This window comes from Novosphingobium sp. CCH12-A3, assembly GCF_001556015.1.
GTDB classification, from domain to species: Bacteria; Pseudomonadota; Alphaproteobacteria; order Sphingomonadales; family Sphingomonadaceae; genus Novosphingobium; species Novosphingobium subterraneum.
Window position 1 is genome coordinate 1 of sequence record NZ_LSIA01000117.1, and the last position, 15,171, is coordinate 15,171.

The window sequence follows — 15,171 nt, forward strand, 5'->3', positions numbered from 1 at the left end:
CTTCCAATGCCCTCCCCCCCTCCTGCCCGAGCGGTTCGAATTTTCCTCAGCCGACGTTGCCGCCGCGACCGAGGAGTCGGCGACGATGGACCGTCTCTCGGCGGAGCGGGAGCGCATTGGGCCGGTGAACCTCGTGGCGGCTGACGAGCTGAAGGATGCCGAGGAAAAGCATGGTACCTCGGTGGCCGAGCAGGCGGAACTAACCGAGGCCGTTCATAGACTTAGAGGCTCCATCGGCAGCCTCAACCGCGAAGGGCGCGAGCGCCTGCGGGCGGCATTCGAGGCGGTCGATGGCCACTTCCGCCGCCTGTTCAGCCGCCTGTTCGGCGGTGGCGAGGCGCATCTGGCGCTGGTCGATTCCGACGATCCGCTGGAAGCCGGCCTCGAAATCTTCGCGCAACCGCCCGGCAAGCGTCTGCAATCGTTGACTCTTCTTTCGGGCGGCGAGCAGGCGCTGACTGCCGTCGCGCTGATCTTCGCGCTATTCCTGACCAACCCCGCCCCGATCTGCGTGCTCGACGAAGTCGACGCGCCGCTTGACGATGCCAACATCGAGCGGTTCTGCGACTTGCTCGATGCGATGGTCGCCGAAACCCGCACCCGCTACCTGATCGTCACGCACAACGCCGTGACGATGAGCCGCATGCACCGCCTGTTCGGTGTGACGATGGTGGAGCGCGGCGTATCGCGCCTTGTCAGCGTGGACTTGGGCGGTGCAGTGGAACTGCTTGAGAACGCGGGCTAATCCAGCACATACCTTGGCCCCGGCCCAGCTGCGGCGGCGCGGTCATCCTTGTTGTAGAGCTGGCAGCGTTCGAGGCTGAGGCAGCCGCAGCCTATGCATTCGTCAAGCTTGTTGCGGGTGCGGGTAAGGAGCTGGATGCGGCTGTCGATTTCCTTGCGCAATGAGCGACTTATGCGCTGCCAATCAAGCACGTTCGGGGTGCGGCCCTGCGGCAGGGCGGCGAGTTCGCGTTCGATCTCTGCCAGGCCAAGCCCGAGCTTCTGCGCGATCTGCACAAAGCTCAACCGGCGGATGTCGGAGCGAAGGAAGCGGCGCTGATTCCCGCCCGTGCGGATCGAGGTGACGAGCCCGCGATCCTCGTAATAACGGATGGCGCTGACCGCGAGGCCGGTGCGGCGCGCGAGCGTGCCGATCGGGATGAGATCGTTGCGGGTAATGGCCAAGGTTCTGCGACTCCACGCTTTCCGCTTGACCTCAAGTTAACTTGAGGTTGCAGATTCGCAAGCATCGATTCGACACCGTATCCCGAAAGGACCCCGACGATGCCGTCTGCCCGCCTTGAACACGTCAACATCTCGGTCAGCGATGCCGAACGCTGTGCGGCGTTCTTCACTGAGCTTTGCGGGTGGCACGAACGCTGGCGTGGCCTGGCAATCGACGATGGATTTTCGATCCATCTCGGCACCGAGAACCATTACATCGTGTTCTATACCCCGCCGGGTGGTGTCTCGACGCGCTTTGCCAAAGGCATGCCGCTGCAGCACGTGGGCATCGAAGTGGATGACCTTGCCGCTGCCGAGCAGATCGTGATTGCAGCGGGGCTCGAGCCGTTCAATCATGCGGACTATGAGCCGGGCCGGCGGTTCTATTTCTATGACTGGGACGGGATCGAATTCGAAGTGGTCAGCTATGGCGATTGAACCGCTCTCCCCTGCGCAACTGGCCGCCTATCTGGCGCGGATCGGCGTGTCCGCGCCTGTGGCCGCCGACCTGCCGACGCTGGATGCCATCGTGAGGGCGCATGTTCAGGCAATCCCGTTCGAAAACATCGATGTACAGCTTGGTCGCAGCCTGACGATCGATCCTGCCGCGGCCTTCGCCAAGCTGGTGGAAGCGCGGCGCGGAGGCTGGTGCTATGAGCACAATGGCGTACTGGGCGCGGCATTGTCGGCAATCGGGTTCGATGTCGTGCGGATGAGCGCCGGGGTCATGCGACAAGCGCGCGGCGATGAGTGCATGGGTTCGCACTTGTGCCTGCTGGTGCAGTGCGATGGGCCGAAGCTGGTCGATGCGGGGTTCGGAAGCTGGCTCGGCGCGCCGGTGCCGCTCGAACCGGGGCAGTGGATGCATGATCCGCTGCCGGTGTCGCTCGGCCGGACAGACGACGCGATGTGGCGGGTTTCCGTCAGCCTTGGCCCCACAGCGATGTCGTACGATTTCGTGGACCAACCTGCCGACGAGGGTCAGCTTTCGGCGCTATGCCATTGGCAGGCCAGTGATCCTGCCTCGGTCTTCGTACAGAACCTGACCGTGCAGAGGCGGCTTTCGGGCAGCTACCTGATGCTCAGGGGCAAGGTGCTCACGGTTGTGGGAGCGCATGGCGAAGAGCGGCGCGAACTGGGCTCCGCTCGGGAGCTGGTCAGCATCCTGCACGACCTGTTCCTGATCGACGTGCCCGAAGCGGCTGACCTGTGGCCCGCGATCGAGGCCCGCCACGAGGCGCTGTTCGGCGCTCAGGCCGCGCCGACGACGTAGCAGGCCGCGGCCATCAGGAAGCCGGCAAAGCGGTTCGACCGAAACTTGGCCAGCGGATCGGCACCATCTTCCTTGAGCGTGGCGACCTGCCACAGGAGGTGGAGCGAGACCGGTGCCAGTGCCAGCAATGCGAGCGGATCGGCGCGCGTGAGCCAGATCGCCCCTGCCCAGCACAGCAAGGCCATCGCGTAGAGCCCGCCGACGCCTGCACGAACGTGGCTCCCGAACGAAAGCGCGGAGGACCCGATGCCGACCATGGCATCGTCTTCGCGATCCTGCAGTGCGTAGATGGTGTCATAGGCCATGCACCAGGCCCAGCACCCGGCGTAGAGCGCAGCCAGCGGGGCGAGGCGTTCAAAGCCCGTCGCCTCGACCCAGCCGACCGGCGCGCCCCATGTAAAGACAAGACCAAGCCACGCCTGCGGCCAGCCGGTAATGCGCTTCATGAAGGGATAGGCGGCCACGAGTGCGAGACTGCCGAGCGCCACGACCTGCGCTTCCCAGCGCAGTTGGAGCAGGACCACAAGACCTACGGCGCAGAGCGTGAGCAGCCAGATCCACGCGGTACGCTTGGTGGTTGCGCCGCTGGCAATCGGGCGAGCCGCGGTGCGGGCGACGCGGGCGTCGAGATCGGCATCGACAATATCGTTGTAGACGCACCCTGCCCCGCGCATGACGATGGCTCCCAAAAGCATCCACGCGAGGATGCCCCAGCGCGCCGATCCGCCGCCCAGGAACAGGCCCCAGGCGCAGGGCCAGAACAGCAGCCACCAGCCGATCGGCCGGTCGAACCGCGCCAGCAAGGCAAGGTTGCGCCAAGGTTGCGGCAGGCTGGCGACCAGACCCTTATGTTCACTGTCGGGGACGATCGTTTCGGAAGTGGTCGAAGTCACATTACAGACTCTTAACGAAAGGCAATATCCGCGCTAGGCGGTGGGGATGACCGCGACTCCTGCCTGGCCACCGAAATCCGCGCCGCGGCTGTTCGTCGATACGACGTTGAGCGAGGGAATGCGACTGCCGATCGAGGGGCAGCAGGCGCATTATCTGGGCAAGGTCATGCGCGTGGGAGCAGGCGATGCGGTGATCGTCTGCGATAACCGCACCGGTGAGTGGCTGGCGCGCGTGACCGAGGCCGGCAAGCGCGAGGTGGTCGTCGAGGTCGAGCGGCGTCTGCGTGAACGCGAGGACGTTCCTGATTTCTGGCTCTGCGCGGCACTGCTGAAGAAGCCGAACTTCGATCTGGTGCTGGAAAAGGCGACAGAACTGGGCGCGGCAAAGATCGTGCCGGTGGTGACGCGGCGCTGCGTGGCGGACAAGCTGAACCCGGAACGCGCGCTGACGATCATGACCGAGGCGGCCGAGCAGTGCGCCCGCACGGCGTTGCCAGACCTTGGCGAGACGGTGAAGCTGGAGCATCTGCTGCGCGACTGGCCGGAAGGGCGAACGCTGTTCTTTGCCGACGAGAACGGCGGGATGCCGGCGGCGGTGGCGTTTTCGATCCATAACGGGCCGGCCGCCTTGCTGATCGGGCCGGAGGGCGGGTTTGACGAGGCGGAGCGGGCCCTGGTGAGGGCGCATCCGGCGGCAGCGGCGCTTTCGCTGGGACCGCGCATCCTTCGCGGCGAGACGGCGGCGATCGCCGGGACGGCCTTGTGGATGGGCATGCAGGGCGACTGGTTCGGATGAGAGCCGCCTGAAGTTACAGGCGATTGGCGCGCTCTTGGCAACATTGCCTTGCAGGTGACGTGCTACAATTAGGCTGGCTAAAAGCTGTCCCGCCCATTAACGGAAGCGGGCATGAGCACGCGGCAAGTTTCAAATAGCAACGATCCCGTCATCGAGAGCCGCGACATGCTCGTGGTGCCGATGCAGAAGGGCGAAAAGCCCAAGGAAAACTGGCGGATCGGCACCGAGCACGAAAAGTTCGTCTACCGCACGGCTGACCGGGCGGCGCCTTCATATGGCGAGCAAGGCGGCATTCGCGACCTGCTGAACGCGCTGACCGAGTATGGTTGGGAGCCGATCATCGAGGGCGGGAACGTCATCGCAATGTCTGGCCCCGATGGTGCGGTGAGCCTGGAGCCGGCCGGGCAGCTGGAGCTTTCGGGCGCGCCGCTGGTGAACCTGCACCAGACCTGTGCCGAGACCGGGCGTCATCTGGCGCAGGTCAAGACGATCGGCGACAAGCTGGGCCTTGCCTATCTCGGCATGGGGTTGTGGCCGGACAAGACCCGCGAAGAGCTGCCGATCATGCCCAAGGGCCGCTATGACATCATGCTGCGGCACATGCCGCGCGTGGGCTCGATGGGCCTCGACATGATGCTGCGGACCTGCACGATCCAGACCAACCTCGATTATCGATCCGAGGCGGACATGGTGCAGAAGTTCCGCGTCAGCCTTGCGCTGCAGCCGCTGGCAACGGCGCTGTTCGCCAATTCGCCGTTCCTCGAAGGCAAGCCCAACGGGTTCCTGTCGTACCGCAGCCATATCTGGACCGACACCGATCCGGCGCGCACGGGGATGCTCTCGTTCGTGTTCGACGAAGGCTTCGGGTATGAGCGCTATGTCGAGTACATGCTCGACGTGCCGATGTATTTCGTGTTCCGCGACGGCAAGTACATCGATGCGGCAGGGCTTTCGTTCCGCGATTTCCTTGACGGCAAGCTATCGGTGCTGCCCGGCGAGAAGCCGACGCTTTCGGACTGGAACGACCATCTTTCGACCGCCTTCCCCGAAGTGCGGCTCAAGTCGTTCCTGGAAATGCGCGGGGCCGATGGTGGTCCATGGAGCCGTATCTGCGCGCTGCCGGCGCTGTGGGTGGGCTTGCTCTACGATCAGGGCGCGCTCGATGCGGCGTGGGACCTGGTCAAGGGCTGGGACATGGAAGGGCGCGAACGCCTGCGCGCCGAAGTGCCCAAGCTGGGGCTTGATGCGTCGCTGCCGGGTGGGGGCAAGTTGCGCGATGTTGCTGCCGAAGTTCTGGCGATCTCGCGCTCTGGCCTGGCTGCACGCGCGCAGTTGAACGAGGCGGGTGACAACGAGACCGGCTATCTCCAGCCGCTCGACGAGATTGTCTCTTCGGGCAAGACCCCCGCCGAACGCCTGCTTGACCTCTACCACGGCGAATGGGGCGGCGACCTTTCGCGCATCTATGGCGAGAAGAGCTTCTGATGATCATCGTGATGGGCACTGTCCGCGTTCCGGTCGAGAACATCGAGTCGATCCGCCCGATGATGGCCAAGGTCATCGCTGCGACCTTGGCCGAGGATGGCTGCATCCAGTATGCCTATGCGCAGGACGTGCTCGATCCCGAGCTGATCCATATCGCCGAGAAGTGGCGCGACATGGGCGCGCTCAAGGCGCACTTCCAGACCGAACACATGAAGGCGTGGGCGCAGGAGCGTGCGACGCTGGGGCTGTTCGAGCGCAAGATTCGCGTGTTCGAAACCGACGAGGGCGCGGAGGTCTGACGCCTATTCGGCCGGCTGGACAACTGGCCGGCGCGGCGTGACAGCGCGGGCGAGCTTGCGCAGGATCGACGTGATAAGGCCGTGTTCGGCCATCCACGCATGGTATTCGCGATACTTGGCGTCTTCGACAAGAAGGTGCTGCTCCTCGGTGCGGGCGCGCCAATAGTAGACCGCGCTGACGAGGCCGAGGATCACGGTGTTGCGGATCGCATCGACCATCGAACCGCTGGTGGTGAGGAACGGCAGCGAGGCGAGCCACCAGTAGGCGTTCTTGGACAGGTAGGCGGGGTGGCGGGTGTAGCGGTAGGGGCCGTTGGTCAGGACGCCGCGATAGGTGAGGTTCGAAAAGCGCAGGCCGAAGGCGACGGTGGCCCAGGCGTAGACGGCGGTAAGGAACACCAGCGCTCCTGCCCAGAGCCAGAGCAGGCCGGTGTGACCCTGGAGCCAGTAGGCCCATTCCGCGCCATTGTGGCGATAATCCAGCACGTCGCCATCGCCCATGAGGATGAACGGCGGGTAGCAGATCAGCGCTGCCACCCATGCCGACAGGTGCGGGTTGGCGGTGCGGATCTGCGCGTCCAGGGGCTTCATGGTGACGAGGTAGCCGACCATGGCGATCTGCACGTCGATCATGAACATCGTCTCGATCAAAAGGGTGCCGAGCGCGACGGGGTCGTCGAGAACGGAAGCCCAGTCGAAGTGGATGACTGCGGCGAAGCCACCGGGCACGATCGAGATCATGAAGGCGCAGAAGAAGCCCTTGACCAGCCAGGCCAGGGCGTGGCGCTTCACTTCCGCCGGGTCCCAGGGTTCGCGCCCGATGAGCATGGCGCCGAAGTGCCACGATGCATCGCGCGGGTTGACGAGGACGCGGTCCAGCCAGAGGACATAAGGGATGGCGCCAAGGAACAGGAATGGCGCGGCCGTTTCCAGCACTTCCATCGCGAAGACGTATTGTCCGCGCCAGTACCAGCGGGCGATGCAGTAGGCAAAGCCGATAACGGCCCACGTGGTCCAGAGCCCGGCGATCTTGGTGATCGAGATGTCGAGGACCTCGCGCAAGGGGCGTGGGCGAGACCAGTCTATGCCGGTCGACGGGCGCAGGTGGACCTTCTCCACCAGCAGCGCGTAACCGATCATCGCGCTACCGGAGAACAGCAGGGCGGCGAGCGCAGCGGAGGGGCCGTCCATCACTTCAGCGGGGGCAGAGAGGCCCAGCGTGGTGACGATCTGAGGCCAGAAGCGGCAGGTGAGGACCCACAGCACAAGGCCGATGACCCCGGCAAGGCCGGTGCCTGCGGAGACGTCTGACGGAGGCGGGGCCGGACGGGCGCTCATGCACCTGTCCATCGCATCAAAGGGTTAGGATATGGTTGTGATGACCAACCTTGCGCGGGCATCCTTCGACAGGCTCAGGGTGAGCGGCCCTTTGATGAGCCGCTACCAAATCCGCTCATGCTGAGCTTGTCGAAGCATCAGACCCAAGGTCGCGCTCAGCGGAACGCGGTGATCTTGCCGCCATCATCGAGGATATAGAGCGTCTGGTTGGCGACGATGGGCGCAAGGGTGACGCTGGAGCCGACCTTGGTGAATTCGCTTACCGTGCCGTCATTTACCGAGGCGCGCATGACTTCACCGCGCGAGTTGGCGATCCACAGCTGGTTGCCGGCAAGAACGGGGCCGGTCCAGAGAATCTGGTTCTTCTTCTTCTTTTCGTTCCGGTAGCGCTGGAGCTGCGTCATCCAGCGGACCTTGCCGCTCGACTTGGCGATGCACAGCAGCTTGGCTTCGTCGGTCAGCGCGAAGATCCAGTCTCCGGCGATGGCGGGGGTGGAGATGCCTGCGAGGTTCAATTCCCAGATGCGCTGGCCGGTGACCAGTTCATAGGCGGCCATGCGTCCGCCCTGCCCCAGCGCATAGACGCGGCCGCGTTCGATGATCGGATCGGCGTCGATGTCGGTCAGGGTCGAAACCGAGGTGGCGATCGAGGTGCGAGCCAGAGCGTCAGCCCAGAGCTGGCGGCCGTTCTCATAGCGATAGGCGACGAGTTCGCCCGAGGAGAAACCGGCGACAATGGTGCCCTGCCCTGCTGCTGGCGAGGCAACGCCGAACACGTTGGTCTGGCCTACCGAAGCGCTTTCATTCCACAGCACGGCACCATCGGCTTCGTTGAGGGCAAAGAGCTGGTTATCCTGACTCATCACCATGACCTGCCCGAAAGCGACCGTGGGCGAGCCGCGCAACGGGCCAGCGGGCTTCACACGCCACTTGATTTCGCCCGAGCCGGCATCAAGCGAGGCGACTTCCCCGACGCCGTTGGTGACGTAGACCTTGCCGTCATCATAGGATGCGCCACCGCCGAAGGTGGAGCCGGCGTTCTGCTTTTCAGCGCGGACCGAGGTGTCCCACACGCGGGCGCCGGTGCTTGCGTCAAAGGCATGGACGGTGCCGTCCGTATCCATCGCGAAGAGCTTGCCGCCGCCAACGACCGGCGATGCGGCGAGGCGCTGGCGGGCATTCGAGCCCTTGATCGAGACGCTGAAGGCGCGCGAGGGCGATTCCGCAAGGGCGGCGTGGCCGTAGGATTTCGAGGCGTTGCCGCCGCCTTGCGCAAACTCGGTGTTCACTTCCGCAGCGGGAAGCACGACCGTCATCAGCGAGATCGAATCATCGACCTTGGTGCCGGCATCGATCTTGGAGAGGATCGGCTGGCGCGAACCGACCGTCGGCGTGGTCTTCACGCCCTTCTTGAAGACGCCGCAACCGCCAAGAGCGAGCGCGAGAACCACCACGCTGGTCAGCGAAGCGCGGCGGAAATTGGGTTTCGGCGTCATCGAATGCATCCTCAAAACTTATTGCGCGCTCTGCACTATCGTGGCGGTGCCGGGATCCTCCACGGCATCCACCCCGAGCAACCCGGCCATCTGGCGCGTGCGGCGGCGCAGGGTATCAGGCACGGTCTTGTCCTTGGCGATCTGCGCGAACATCGCCCCGGCAAGGTCGTTCTTGCCCTGCTTGACATAGGCCATGCCGACGAGTTCACCCGCGCTGCCGAACCAGGCATTGCCGGGTACGGCCAGCGGCTTCAGACGCTCAACCACCTTGTCAGGACCGAGCTGGTCGAAAGTCAGCGAGACTTCGCGGATCGTGGCGAGATCACGGTAGGCCTGCGGAATGTCGGCATCGGCGGCAATCGCGGCAAAAGCCTTGGCCGCTTCGGCGTTCTTGCCCTGTTCGGACAGGACTCCCGCCGCCAGCATCTTCGCCGTAGCGCGGTAACCGTCAGTCCCTTCGGCAGCGAGGGGGGCAACCGCATCGGTGGCAGCCTTGAGATTGCGCACTTCCAGGTTGTCGAGTGCCTTCGTCAGCACTTCGCCCTGTTCGGCAGCCTTGGCGTTGCTGTGGTTTTCATACCAGAGATAACCGCCCAGACCGAGCAGGCCCGCCACGATCAGCGCACCGACGGGCTTACCGTACTTCTGGATCGCGGTGTAGACCTGATCTTCGCGCAGGGCATCGTCCACTTCGCGCAGGAAGGCATCGCCCTGCCCGGCCGAACGCTCGGCGAGTTGGTTGGAACGGGATTGCGGACTATCAGGACGGAGAGCCAAGGCAGCGCTTTCGGGAATTGGTTGACGTTTGCTAGCGTGTGTCTGGCGCGGTGTTTAGCGGATGGGCCCGCCTTTTCAACGGAATTGATTGCTCGTGCCCCACCTGCCGCGACGAGCGTGAACGCTTGCTGAAGGCTGTTCAGCGGAACGGGTTGGTCCCCAGCGCCTGCGCGTAGACTTGCGCGTAGAGGTTCGCCATCACAGACTCATCGAATTCGGCGCGGGCGCGATCACGGTTGGCCTTGCCGATGGCGCGGCGCAGTGGTTCGTCACCAGCGAGCGTGGCGATTGCGCCGGCGAAGGCAGCCTCATCGTTGGCGGGCACGATGAAGCGCCGGTTTGGCTCCGCCACCATTTCCGCGACGTCACCCACGGCCGGGCTGGCAACGGCGAGCCCGGCGGCCATGGCCTCGATCACCGAAAGCGGTGCCTGTTCGCTGTCGGACGAGAGCGCGAAGAGATCGAACAGGCCGACGGCGAGCGACGGATCGGCGACGTGACCGGGCAGGTGAACGCGGTGGCCGAGCTCCAGGCGGATGGCCTCGGCTGTGATCGCCTCGCGTTCCGGGCCTTCGCCGAGGATGACAAGGTGCCATTCGGGCGGCAGATCCTTCATCGCGCGGACCATGCGCGGCAGGTTCTTCACCGCGCGCAGGCCGGCGAGCGTGCCGAGCCACTTCTCGCCGGGGCGCTTGACCACGCGTGGCAGCACGTCGGGCTTGGGCTTGCGGGCATAGAGACCAGTGTCGATGCCGTTGGCGATGCGCTGAACCCGGCTGCGCGGCTGGTGCCAGACGGTGAGTGCAATGTGCTCAAGCTGACGCGAGGGGACCATCAGCGCACTGGCGCGGGCAAGCGCAACGCGACGGTACCAGTTGCGGCTGGTCTTGAGGCCATCGGCCTCGTCGGCATTGAAGCCGTCTTCATGGTGGATCAGGGGAGGAAGGCCCATGGTCGGCGCGAAGACCGCATGGGCCATGCACGCGTCCATCGCGCCCCAGTTGTAGGTGAGGACGAGGTCGAATCCCCGCATCGCGCGGGCGAGCTGGCGCAGGCGGCCAACGCCAAGCTTTCCCGCAAGCGGCGGAAAGCCGAACGGGAAAAACGCGGACACCTTCTTGTCGATCAGGGCCTTGGCGCCCATCGCGCCAGGTTGAGCCGAGACGATGTGATGCTCGATCGGCTGATCTTTCTGCCCCTTCCCCCAGCGGTTCATCAGCGCGACGGCGCGCCGTTCCTTGCCGCCTGCATCGAACGTCGAATGCAGGTGGAGCAGTTTCAGGGGTCCCTTGACCGGTGGGCGGCTCATGCCCGGGCCAGCAGCCGTCCGATCGCGGCGATGCTTTCCGGCTCATCGAGTGTTGGCGCATGGCCGGTGCGCGGGAGAGTGACGAGTTCGACGCCGGGCCGTGAGGCCATCTTTAGTGCGGTGGCCGCTTCGAGAATGTCGGAATTCTCGCCGCGCAAGATCAGCAGCGGACGGGTGGCGAGTGCATCGAACAGCGGCCACATGTCGACTTGCGGGGTCGCGCCGGCGGGAGCCTCGAACGGCTCGGCAATCTTCATGTCGTAGTCGAAGGCGATGCGTCCGCCGGTACCCAGGACCATGATGCGCTTGGCATAGCGGAGCCATTGGGTGATGTCCCAATCGGGGTAGACATCGCCGCTGCTTTCCTGAAGCGCGCGGGCGGCGTGCATCCAGGTTTCGAAGTTTCGCCCCTGACCGACATAGCCGCGGATGCGTTCGAGGCCTTTCTCTGAGACCTCGGGGCCGACGTCGTTGAGCACGGCGGCGGCGATGCGCTGTGGGTTGGCGGCCGCGAGCAGCATGGTGAGCAAGCCACCGAGCGAGGTGCCGATGGAAACGAAACGCTCGATCCCTTCCTGCGCCAGCAGCGCCTCGACGTCCTGCAGATAGTGCATGGGCGTGTAGGTCATCGGGTCCTTGGCGTAATCACTGTCACCGCGGCCGCGCATTTCCGGGCAGAGGACCCGCCATGTGCCAGCAAGGCGGGCAGCAAGATCTTCGAAATCGCGGGCGTTACGGGTCAATCCCGGCAGGCAGACTACCGGGGGTTTGCTGGAATCGCCGTCGAAGTAGCGAAAATGCAGGCGCAATCCGTCGCTGCTGGTCCAGTAGCGATCTTCGTATTCGGCCATTTCGTCTGGTATTCCGCGTGAAATCGGGGGTGCCTGCTTGCGGGCAGGCCTGGTCATGCCCACTATTGCCGGATGCAGGCGCTCCCGCAAGACGCGATCTATCGCCCCTCACCCCGTATCATGGCTCTGGCCGACTGGATCGGCGATCCGGTGAAGGCGGCGGACTTTCCCGAAACCATACTGCGCTGGCGCAATGACCGGGCGGCAGCCGAGATCGGCTTGGCGCGTCTGACCGATCAGGAATGGGTGCGACATTTCGGGCGTTTCGAGCCTTTGGCCGACAACATGCCCGGACCGCTGGCGCTACGGTATCACGGGCATCAGTTCCGGGTTTACAACCCTGACCTGGGCGACGGGCGCGGGTTTACCTTTGCACAGATGCTCGACGCAGGCGGGCGGCAGATGGATCTGGGCACCAAGGGTTCCGGCCAGACGCCGTGGAGCCGCGCAGGCGATGGGCGGCTGACGCTGAAAGGCGCAGTGCGCGAGATTCTGGCGACCGAGATGCTCGAGGCGCTGGGGGTGAATACCAGCCGCACGCTTTCGGTGATCGAGACCGGCGAATCGCTGTATCGTGGGGACGAACCCTCGCCGACGCGATCGGCAGTGCTGGTACGCTTGAACCATGGGCACATCCGCATCGGCACGTTCCAGCGGCTGGCGGCGCTGGAGCTCGAAGACGAGATGGCGCAACTGGTGACTTACTGCCTCGCGAACTTTCCGGGGGGCCACGCAGATGCCCCCCATCCGGCGGTGCGGTTCTTCAATCAGGTTGTCGAGCGCATGGCCGACATGGCGGCGAGCTACATGGTGGCAGGCTTCGTCCATGGCGTGCTCAATTCCGACAACATGAACGTGACGGGCGAAAGCTTCGACTATGGGCCGTGGCGTTGGCTGCCGAAGTGGGAACCTGGCTTCACCGCGGCCTACTTCGATCACCAGGGGCTTTATGCCTATGGCCGCCAGCCCGAGGCAATTCACTGGAATTGCGGGCAGTTGGCCGTGACCTTGCGCACGCTGGCAGAGGCGCCGCCGCTGATCGAGGCGCTCAACCGCTATCCCGAGCTGTACCAGCAGGCCATGACGAAGCGATGGCTGTGGCGGCTGGGTGTGGAACAACGCGGGCTGGAAGAGGATACGGCGCTGATCGGGGCTTGCGAAAAGGTGATGGCAACCCGGGGACTGGGACCGGATGCGTTCTTCTTCACCCATCGCTGCGGGCGCGGACTGTTCGGGGCAAGCGAGGAGGAGCAGGCGCTGAAGGCATCGTTGGCACCTTACGTTGCGACCGACAGTAGCCATCCGTACTGGTCCGATGCAGCACCGCAGTCCATGCTGATCGATGAAGTGGAGGCGATCTGGGCTCCGATTGCCGGACAGGACGACTGGAGCGGTCTGTTCGCCAAAGTCGATGCAGTGCGGCGCATGGGCGAGGCAATGGGCGCAAGGCCGGAACCTGTGGGTCATTCGGCCGCGTGAATTCCGCCCCGTTTGAAATCCGAAAGGCAGGGGTGGTCCCGCCCATGAATTTTGTTTAATCGGTAACCAACGCTGCGTTACGGTACGCCCGGGATCGGGACCCATCGTTCGCGCAAGAATTTAAAAGAAGAGCAGGCAAATCCGTGGCAGCTGCCGAAATCGTTTCGTTTGAACCCGCAACCGGCGCCGAAGTGTGGCGCGGCAAGATCGGCGACGTCGAAGAAGTCGTCGCGCGTGCGCGCAGGGCCTGGCCGGCATGGGCAGCGCAGCCCCTTGCCACGCGCATCGAGCTGGTGCGCCGCTTCGCCAACGAAGTGCGCAAGGACGCCGACAAGCTGGCGACAATGATCTCGCGCGAGACGGGCAAGCCGCTGTGGGAAGCGCGCACTGAAGTCGAAAGTGTCGTCAACAAGGTCGAGATCTCGATCCGCGCCTATGCCGACCGCACGTCGCAGCGCAAGCTGGACAGCGCGCTGCAAGGCACGGCGGCGTTGCGCCACAAGCCGCATGGCGTGCTGGCAGTGCTCGGGCCATACAACTTCCCGGCCCACCTGCCCAACGGCCATATCGTGCCGGCTCTGGTTGCCGGCAATGCCGTGGTGTTCAAGCCTTCGGAAAAGACCCCGGCGACAGGTGAACTGCTGGCGCAGTGCTTCCACCGGGCGGGCATCTCGGCGGCTGTGGTCCAGGTGCTGATCGGTGGCCCCGCCGAGGGTCAGGCGCTGGTCGCCCATGACGGGATCGACGGCGTGCTGTTCACCGGCTCTGCACACGCCGGCATCGCGATCAACCGCAAGCTGGCCTCGAATCCCGGCAAGATCGTGGCGCTGGAGATGGGCGGCAACAACCCGATCGTGGTGTGGGATACACCCAAGATCGAGGATACGGCCACGCTGATCGTGCAATCGGCGTTTACCAGCGCCGGGCAGCGTTGCACGGCCGGGCGGCGCCTGATCGTCAAATCTTCGATGTACGACGAGGTGGTGAGTCAGGTGAAGCATCTGGCCGACCGGATCATAGTCGGCGCTCCGTTCGACGAGCCGGCGCCCTTCATGGGCCCGGTGATCGACAACCGCACGGCTGACGGGCTGACCGAAAGTTTCGTCTACCTGCTTTCGTCGGGCGGACGGCCGATCAAGCACATGGTGCGCCTGCAGGAAGGACTGCCGTTCCTGAGCCCGGCGATCATCGACGTTACCGGCATTGCTGAGCGGCCTGATGTGGAACTGTTCGGCCCGCTCCTGCAGGTGGTGAAGGTCGATGATTTCGACGAGGCGATTGCCGAGGCGAACAACACGCGGTTCGGTCTTTCAGCCTCGCTGATCGGCGGCACCCCGCAGGACTACAACCGCTTCTGGGCCAATATCCGAGCGGGCGTGGTCAACTGGAACCGGCCGACCAATGGTGCGTCGTCTGCCGCACCGTTCGGCGGCGTCGGGCTTTCAGGCAACCACCGGCCGAGCGCCTATTACGCGGCGGACTATTGCGCCTACCCGGTCGCCTCGAGCGAGATGGATCAGCCGCGCGCAAGCATCGGCGTGGGCCTGCGCAGCGAATAACACTACGGATAACCCAATGCCGCCCACCCTGAGCTTGTCGAAGGGTTCTGGTTGGCAAGCGCTGTGCTTGCGTCCTTCGACAGGCTCAGGACGAGCGAATTGTAAGATCAGCTTTTCGGATCGGGGAGCGGGAGCGCCGGGTCGATCGGACCGCCGGGAACGACCGCGAGATTGCGCATGTTCTGCTGGCTGAGGTCGGGATCGACCATGAGCTGTCCTTCGAGGGCCTCGGTCATTACCGGGTCCAGCGGGGTCTTGTCCTGCTCGACAGGCGCAGAACCGCAGGCAGCGAGAGTCAGTGTGAGAACGAGGCCAAGGCTGCGCATGATGGTGGACTAGCGCGGCATGGTTAAGAAAAAGGGAGCGTCCCGCATCTGCGGAACGCTCCC

At 64.6% G+C, this 15,171-nt stretch carries 15 protein-coding genes and 1 pseudogene; 8 read left to right on the forward strand and 8 right to left on the reverse strand.

All coding sequences use genetic code 11. The features are described 5' to 3' along the window. A pseudogene (locus tag AX703_RS08810) lies at window positions 1-745 on the forward strand (chromosome segregation protein); the annotation flags it as partial. On the opposite strand, the gene soxR reads toward AX703_RS08810, so the two are convergent. Further along, window positions 742-1,182, reverse strand: a complete 441-nt coding sequence (gene soxR / locus AX703_RS08815) for a redox-sensitive transcriptional activator SoxR (protein WP_039332918.1) — start codon at window positions 1,180-1,182, stop codon at window positions 742-744. The pseudogene AX703_RS08810 and the gene soxR sit on opposite strands and share 4 nt — an antisense overlap. Window positions 1,183-1,287: 105 nt before the next feature. On the opposite strand from soxR, the gene AX703_RS08820 reads away from it, so the two are divergent. Beyond that, a complete protein-coding gene (locus AX703_RS08820; RefSeq protein WP_062343672.1) occupies window positions 1,288-1,665 on the forward strand; it encodes a VOC family protein in 378 nt (125 codons plus the stop codon). Then, window positions 1,655-2,500 (forward strand): arylamine N-acetyltransferase, encoded by an 846-nt coding sequence (locus tag AX703_RS08825; RefSeq protein WP_062343673.1) that lies wholly within the window; start codon window positions 1,655-1,657, stop codon window positions 2,498-2,500. The genes AX703_RS08820 and AX703_RS08825 overlap by 11 nt, the downstream gene beginning before the upstream one ends. On the opposite strand, the gene ubiA is transcribed toward AX703_RS08825, so the two are convergent. Continuing rightward, window positions 2,479-3,393 carry a 4-hydroxybenzoate octaprenyltransferase gene (ubiA, locus tag AX703_RS08830; protein WP_062343674.1) on the reverse strand — a complete coding sequence of 305 codons (915 nt, stop codon included), beginning with the start codon at window positions 3,391-3,393 and terminating at the stop codon, window positions 2,479-2,481. The two genes, AX703_RS08825 and ubiA, sit on opposite strands and share 22 nt — an antisense overlap. 46 nt (window positions 3,394-3,439) lie before the next feature. Between ubiA and AX703_RS08835 the strand changes: the two genes are divergently transcribed. From AX703_RS08835 to AX703_RS08845, 3 genes are all read left to right on the forward strand, one after another. Then, window positions 3,440-4,189, forward strand: a complete 750-nt coding sequence (locus AX703_RS08835; RefSeq protein ID WP_062343675.1) for a 16S rRNA (uracil(1498)-N(3))-methyltransferase — start codon at window positions 3,440-3,442, stop codon at window positions 4,187-4,189. Between the two features lie 111 nt (window positions 4,190-4,300). Then, entirely contained in the window at window positions 4,301-5,674 is a 1,374-nt protein-coding gene (locus AX703_RS08840; RefSeq protein WP_062343676.1) for a glutamate--cysteine ligase, read from the forward strand. After that, on the forward strand, window positions 5,674-5,973 hold the full coding sequence (locus tag AX703_RS08845) for a putative quinol monooxygenase (RefSeq protein WP_062343677.1): 300 nt from the start codon (window positions 5,674-5,676) through the stop codon (window positions 5,971-5,973). Before AX703_RS08840 ends, AX703_RS08845 begins: the two co-directional genes overlap by 1 nt. A gap of 3 nt (window positions 5,974-5,976) precedes the next feature. Here AX703_RS08845 and AX703_RS08850 read toward each other — a convergent pair whose 3' ends face one another. From AX703_RS08850 to AX703_RS08870, 5 genes are all read right to left on the reverse strand, one after another. After that, window positions 5,977-7,311, reverse strand: coding sequence for an isoprenylcysteine carboxylmethyltransferase family protein (locus tag AX703_RS08850; protein WP_082734498.1), 1,335 nt, complete (start codon window positions 7,309-7,311; stop codon window positions 5,977-5,979). Window positions 7,312-7,466: 155 nt separating this feature from the next. Next, complete coding sequence (locus AX703_RS08855) at window positions 7,467-8,807, reverse strand: PQQ-binding-like beta-propeller repeat protein (RefSeq protein WP_062343711.1); 1,341 nt, start codon at window positions 8,805-8,807, stop codon at window positions 7,467-7,469. Between the two features lie 18 nt (window positions 8,808-8,825). Then, window positions 8,826-9,584, reverse strand: coding sequence for a tetratricopeptide repeat protein (locus tag AX703_RS08860; protein WP_039332697.1), 759 nt, complete (start codon window positions 9,582-9,584; stop codon window positions 8,826-8,828). Window positions 9,585-9,723: 139 nt separating this feature from the next. After that, entirely contained in the window at window positions 9,724-10,893 is a 1,170-nt protein-coding gene (locus AX703_RS08865) for a glycosyltransferase family 4 protein (RefSeq protein WP_062343679.1), read from the reverse strand. Continuing rightward, window positions 10,890-11,744 carry an alpha/beta fold hydrolase gene (locus tag AX703_RS08870; RefSeq protein WP_062343680.1) on the reverse strand — a complete coding sequence of 285 codons (855 nt, stop codon included), beginning with the start codon at window positions 11,742-11,744 and terminating at the stop codon, window positions 10,890-10,892. The genes AX703_RS08865 and AX703_RS08870 overlap by 4 nt, the downstream gene beginning before the upstream one ends. Before the next feature lie 72 nt (window positions 11,745-11,816). Between AX703_RS08870 and AX703_RS08875 the strand changes: the two genes are divergently transcribed. Beyond that, window positions 11,817-13,223, forward strand: a complete 1,407-nt coding sequence (locus tag AX703_RS08875) for a protein adenylyltransferase SelO (RefSeq protein ID WP_062343681.1) — start codon at window positions 11,817-11,819, stop codon at window positions 13,221-13,223. 143 nt (window positions 13,224-13,366) lie between these two features. After that, entirely contained in the window at window positions 13,367-14,782 is a 1,416-nt protein-coding gene (gene astD, locus AX703_RS08880) for a succinylglutamate-semialdehyde dehydrogenase (protein ID WP_062343682.1), read from the forward strand. Between the two features lie 107 nt (window positions 14,783-14,889). Here astD and AX703_RS08885 read toward each other — a convergent pair whose 3' ends face one another. Next, a complete protein-coding gene (locus AX703_RS08885; protein ID WP_062343683.1) occupies window positions 14,890-15,108 on the reverse strand; it encodes a hypothetical protein in 219 nt (72 codons plus the stop codon). Between the last annotated feature and the right edge of the window lie 63 nt (window positions 15,109-15,171).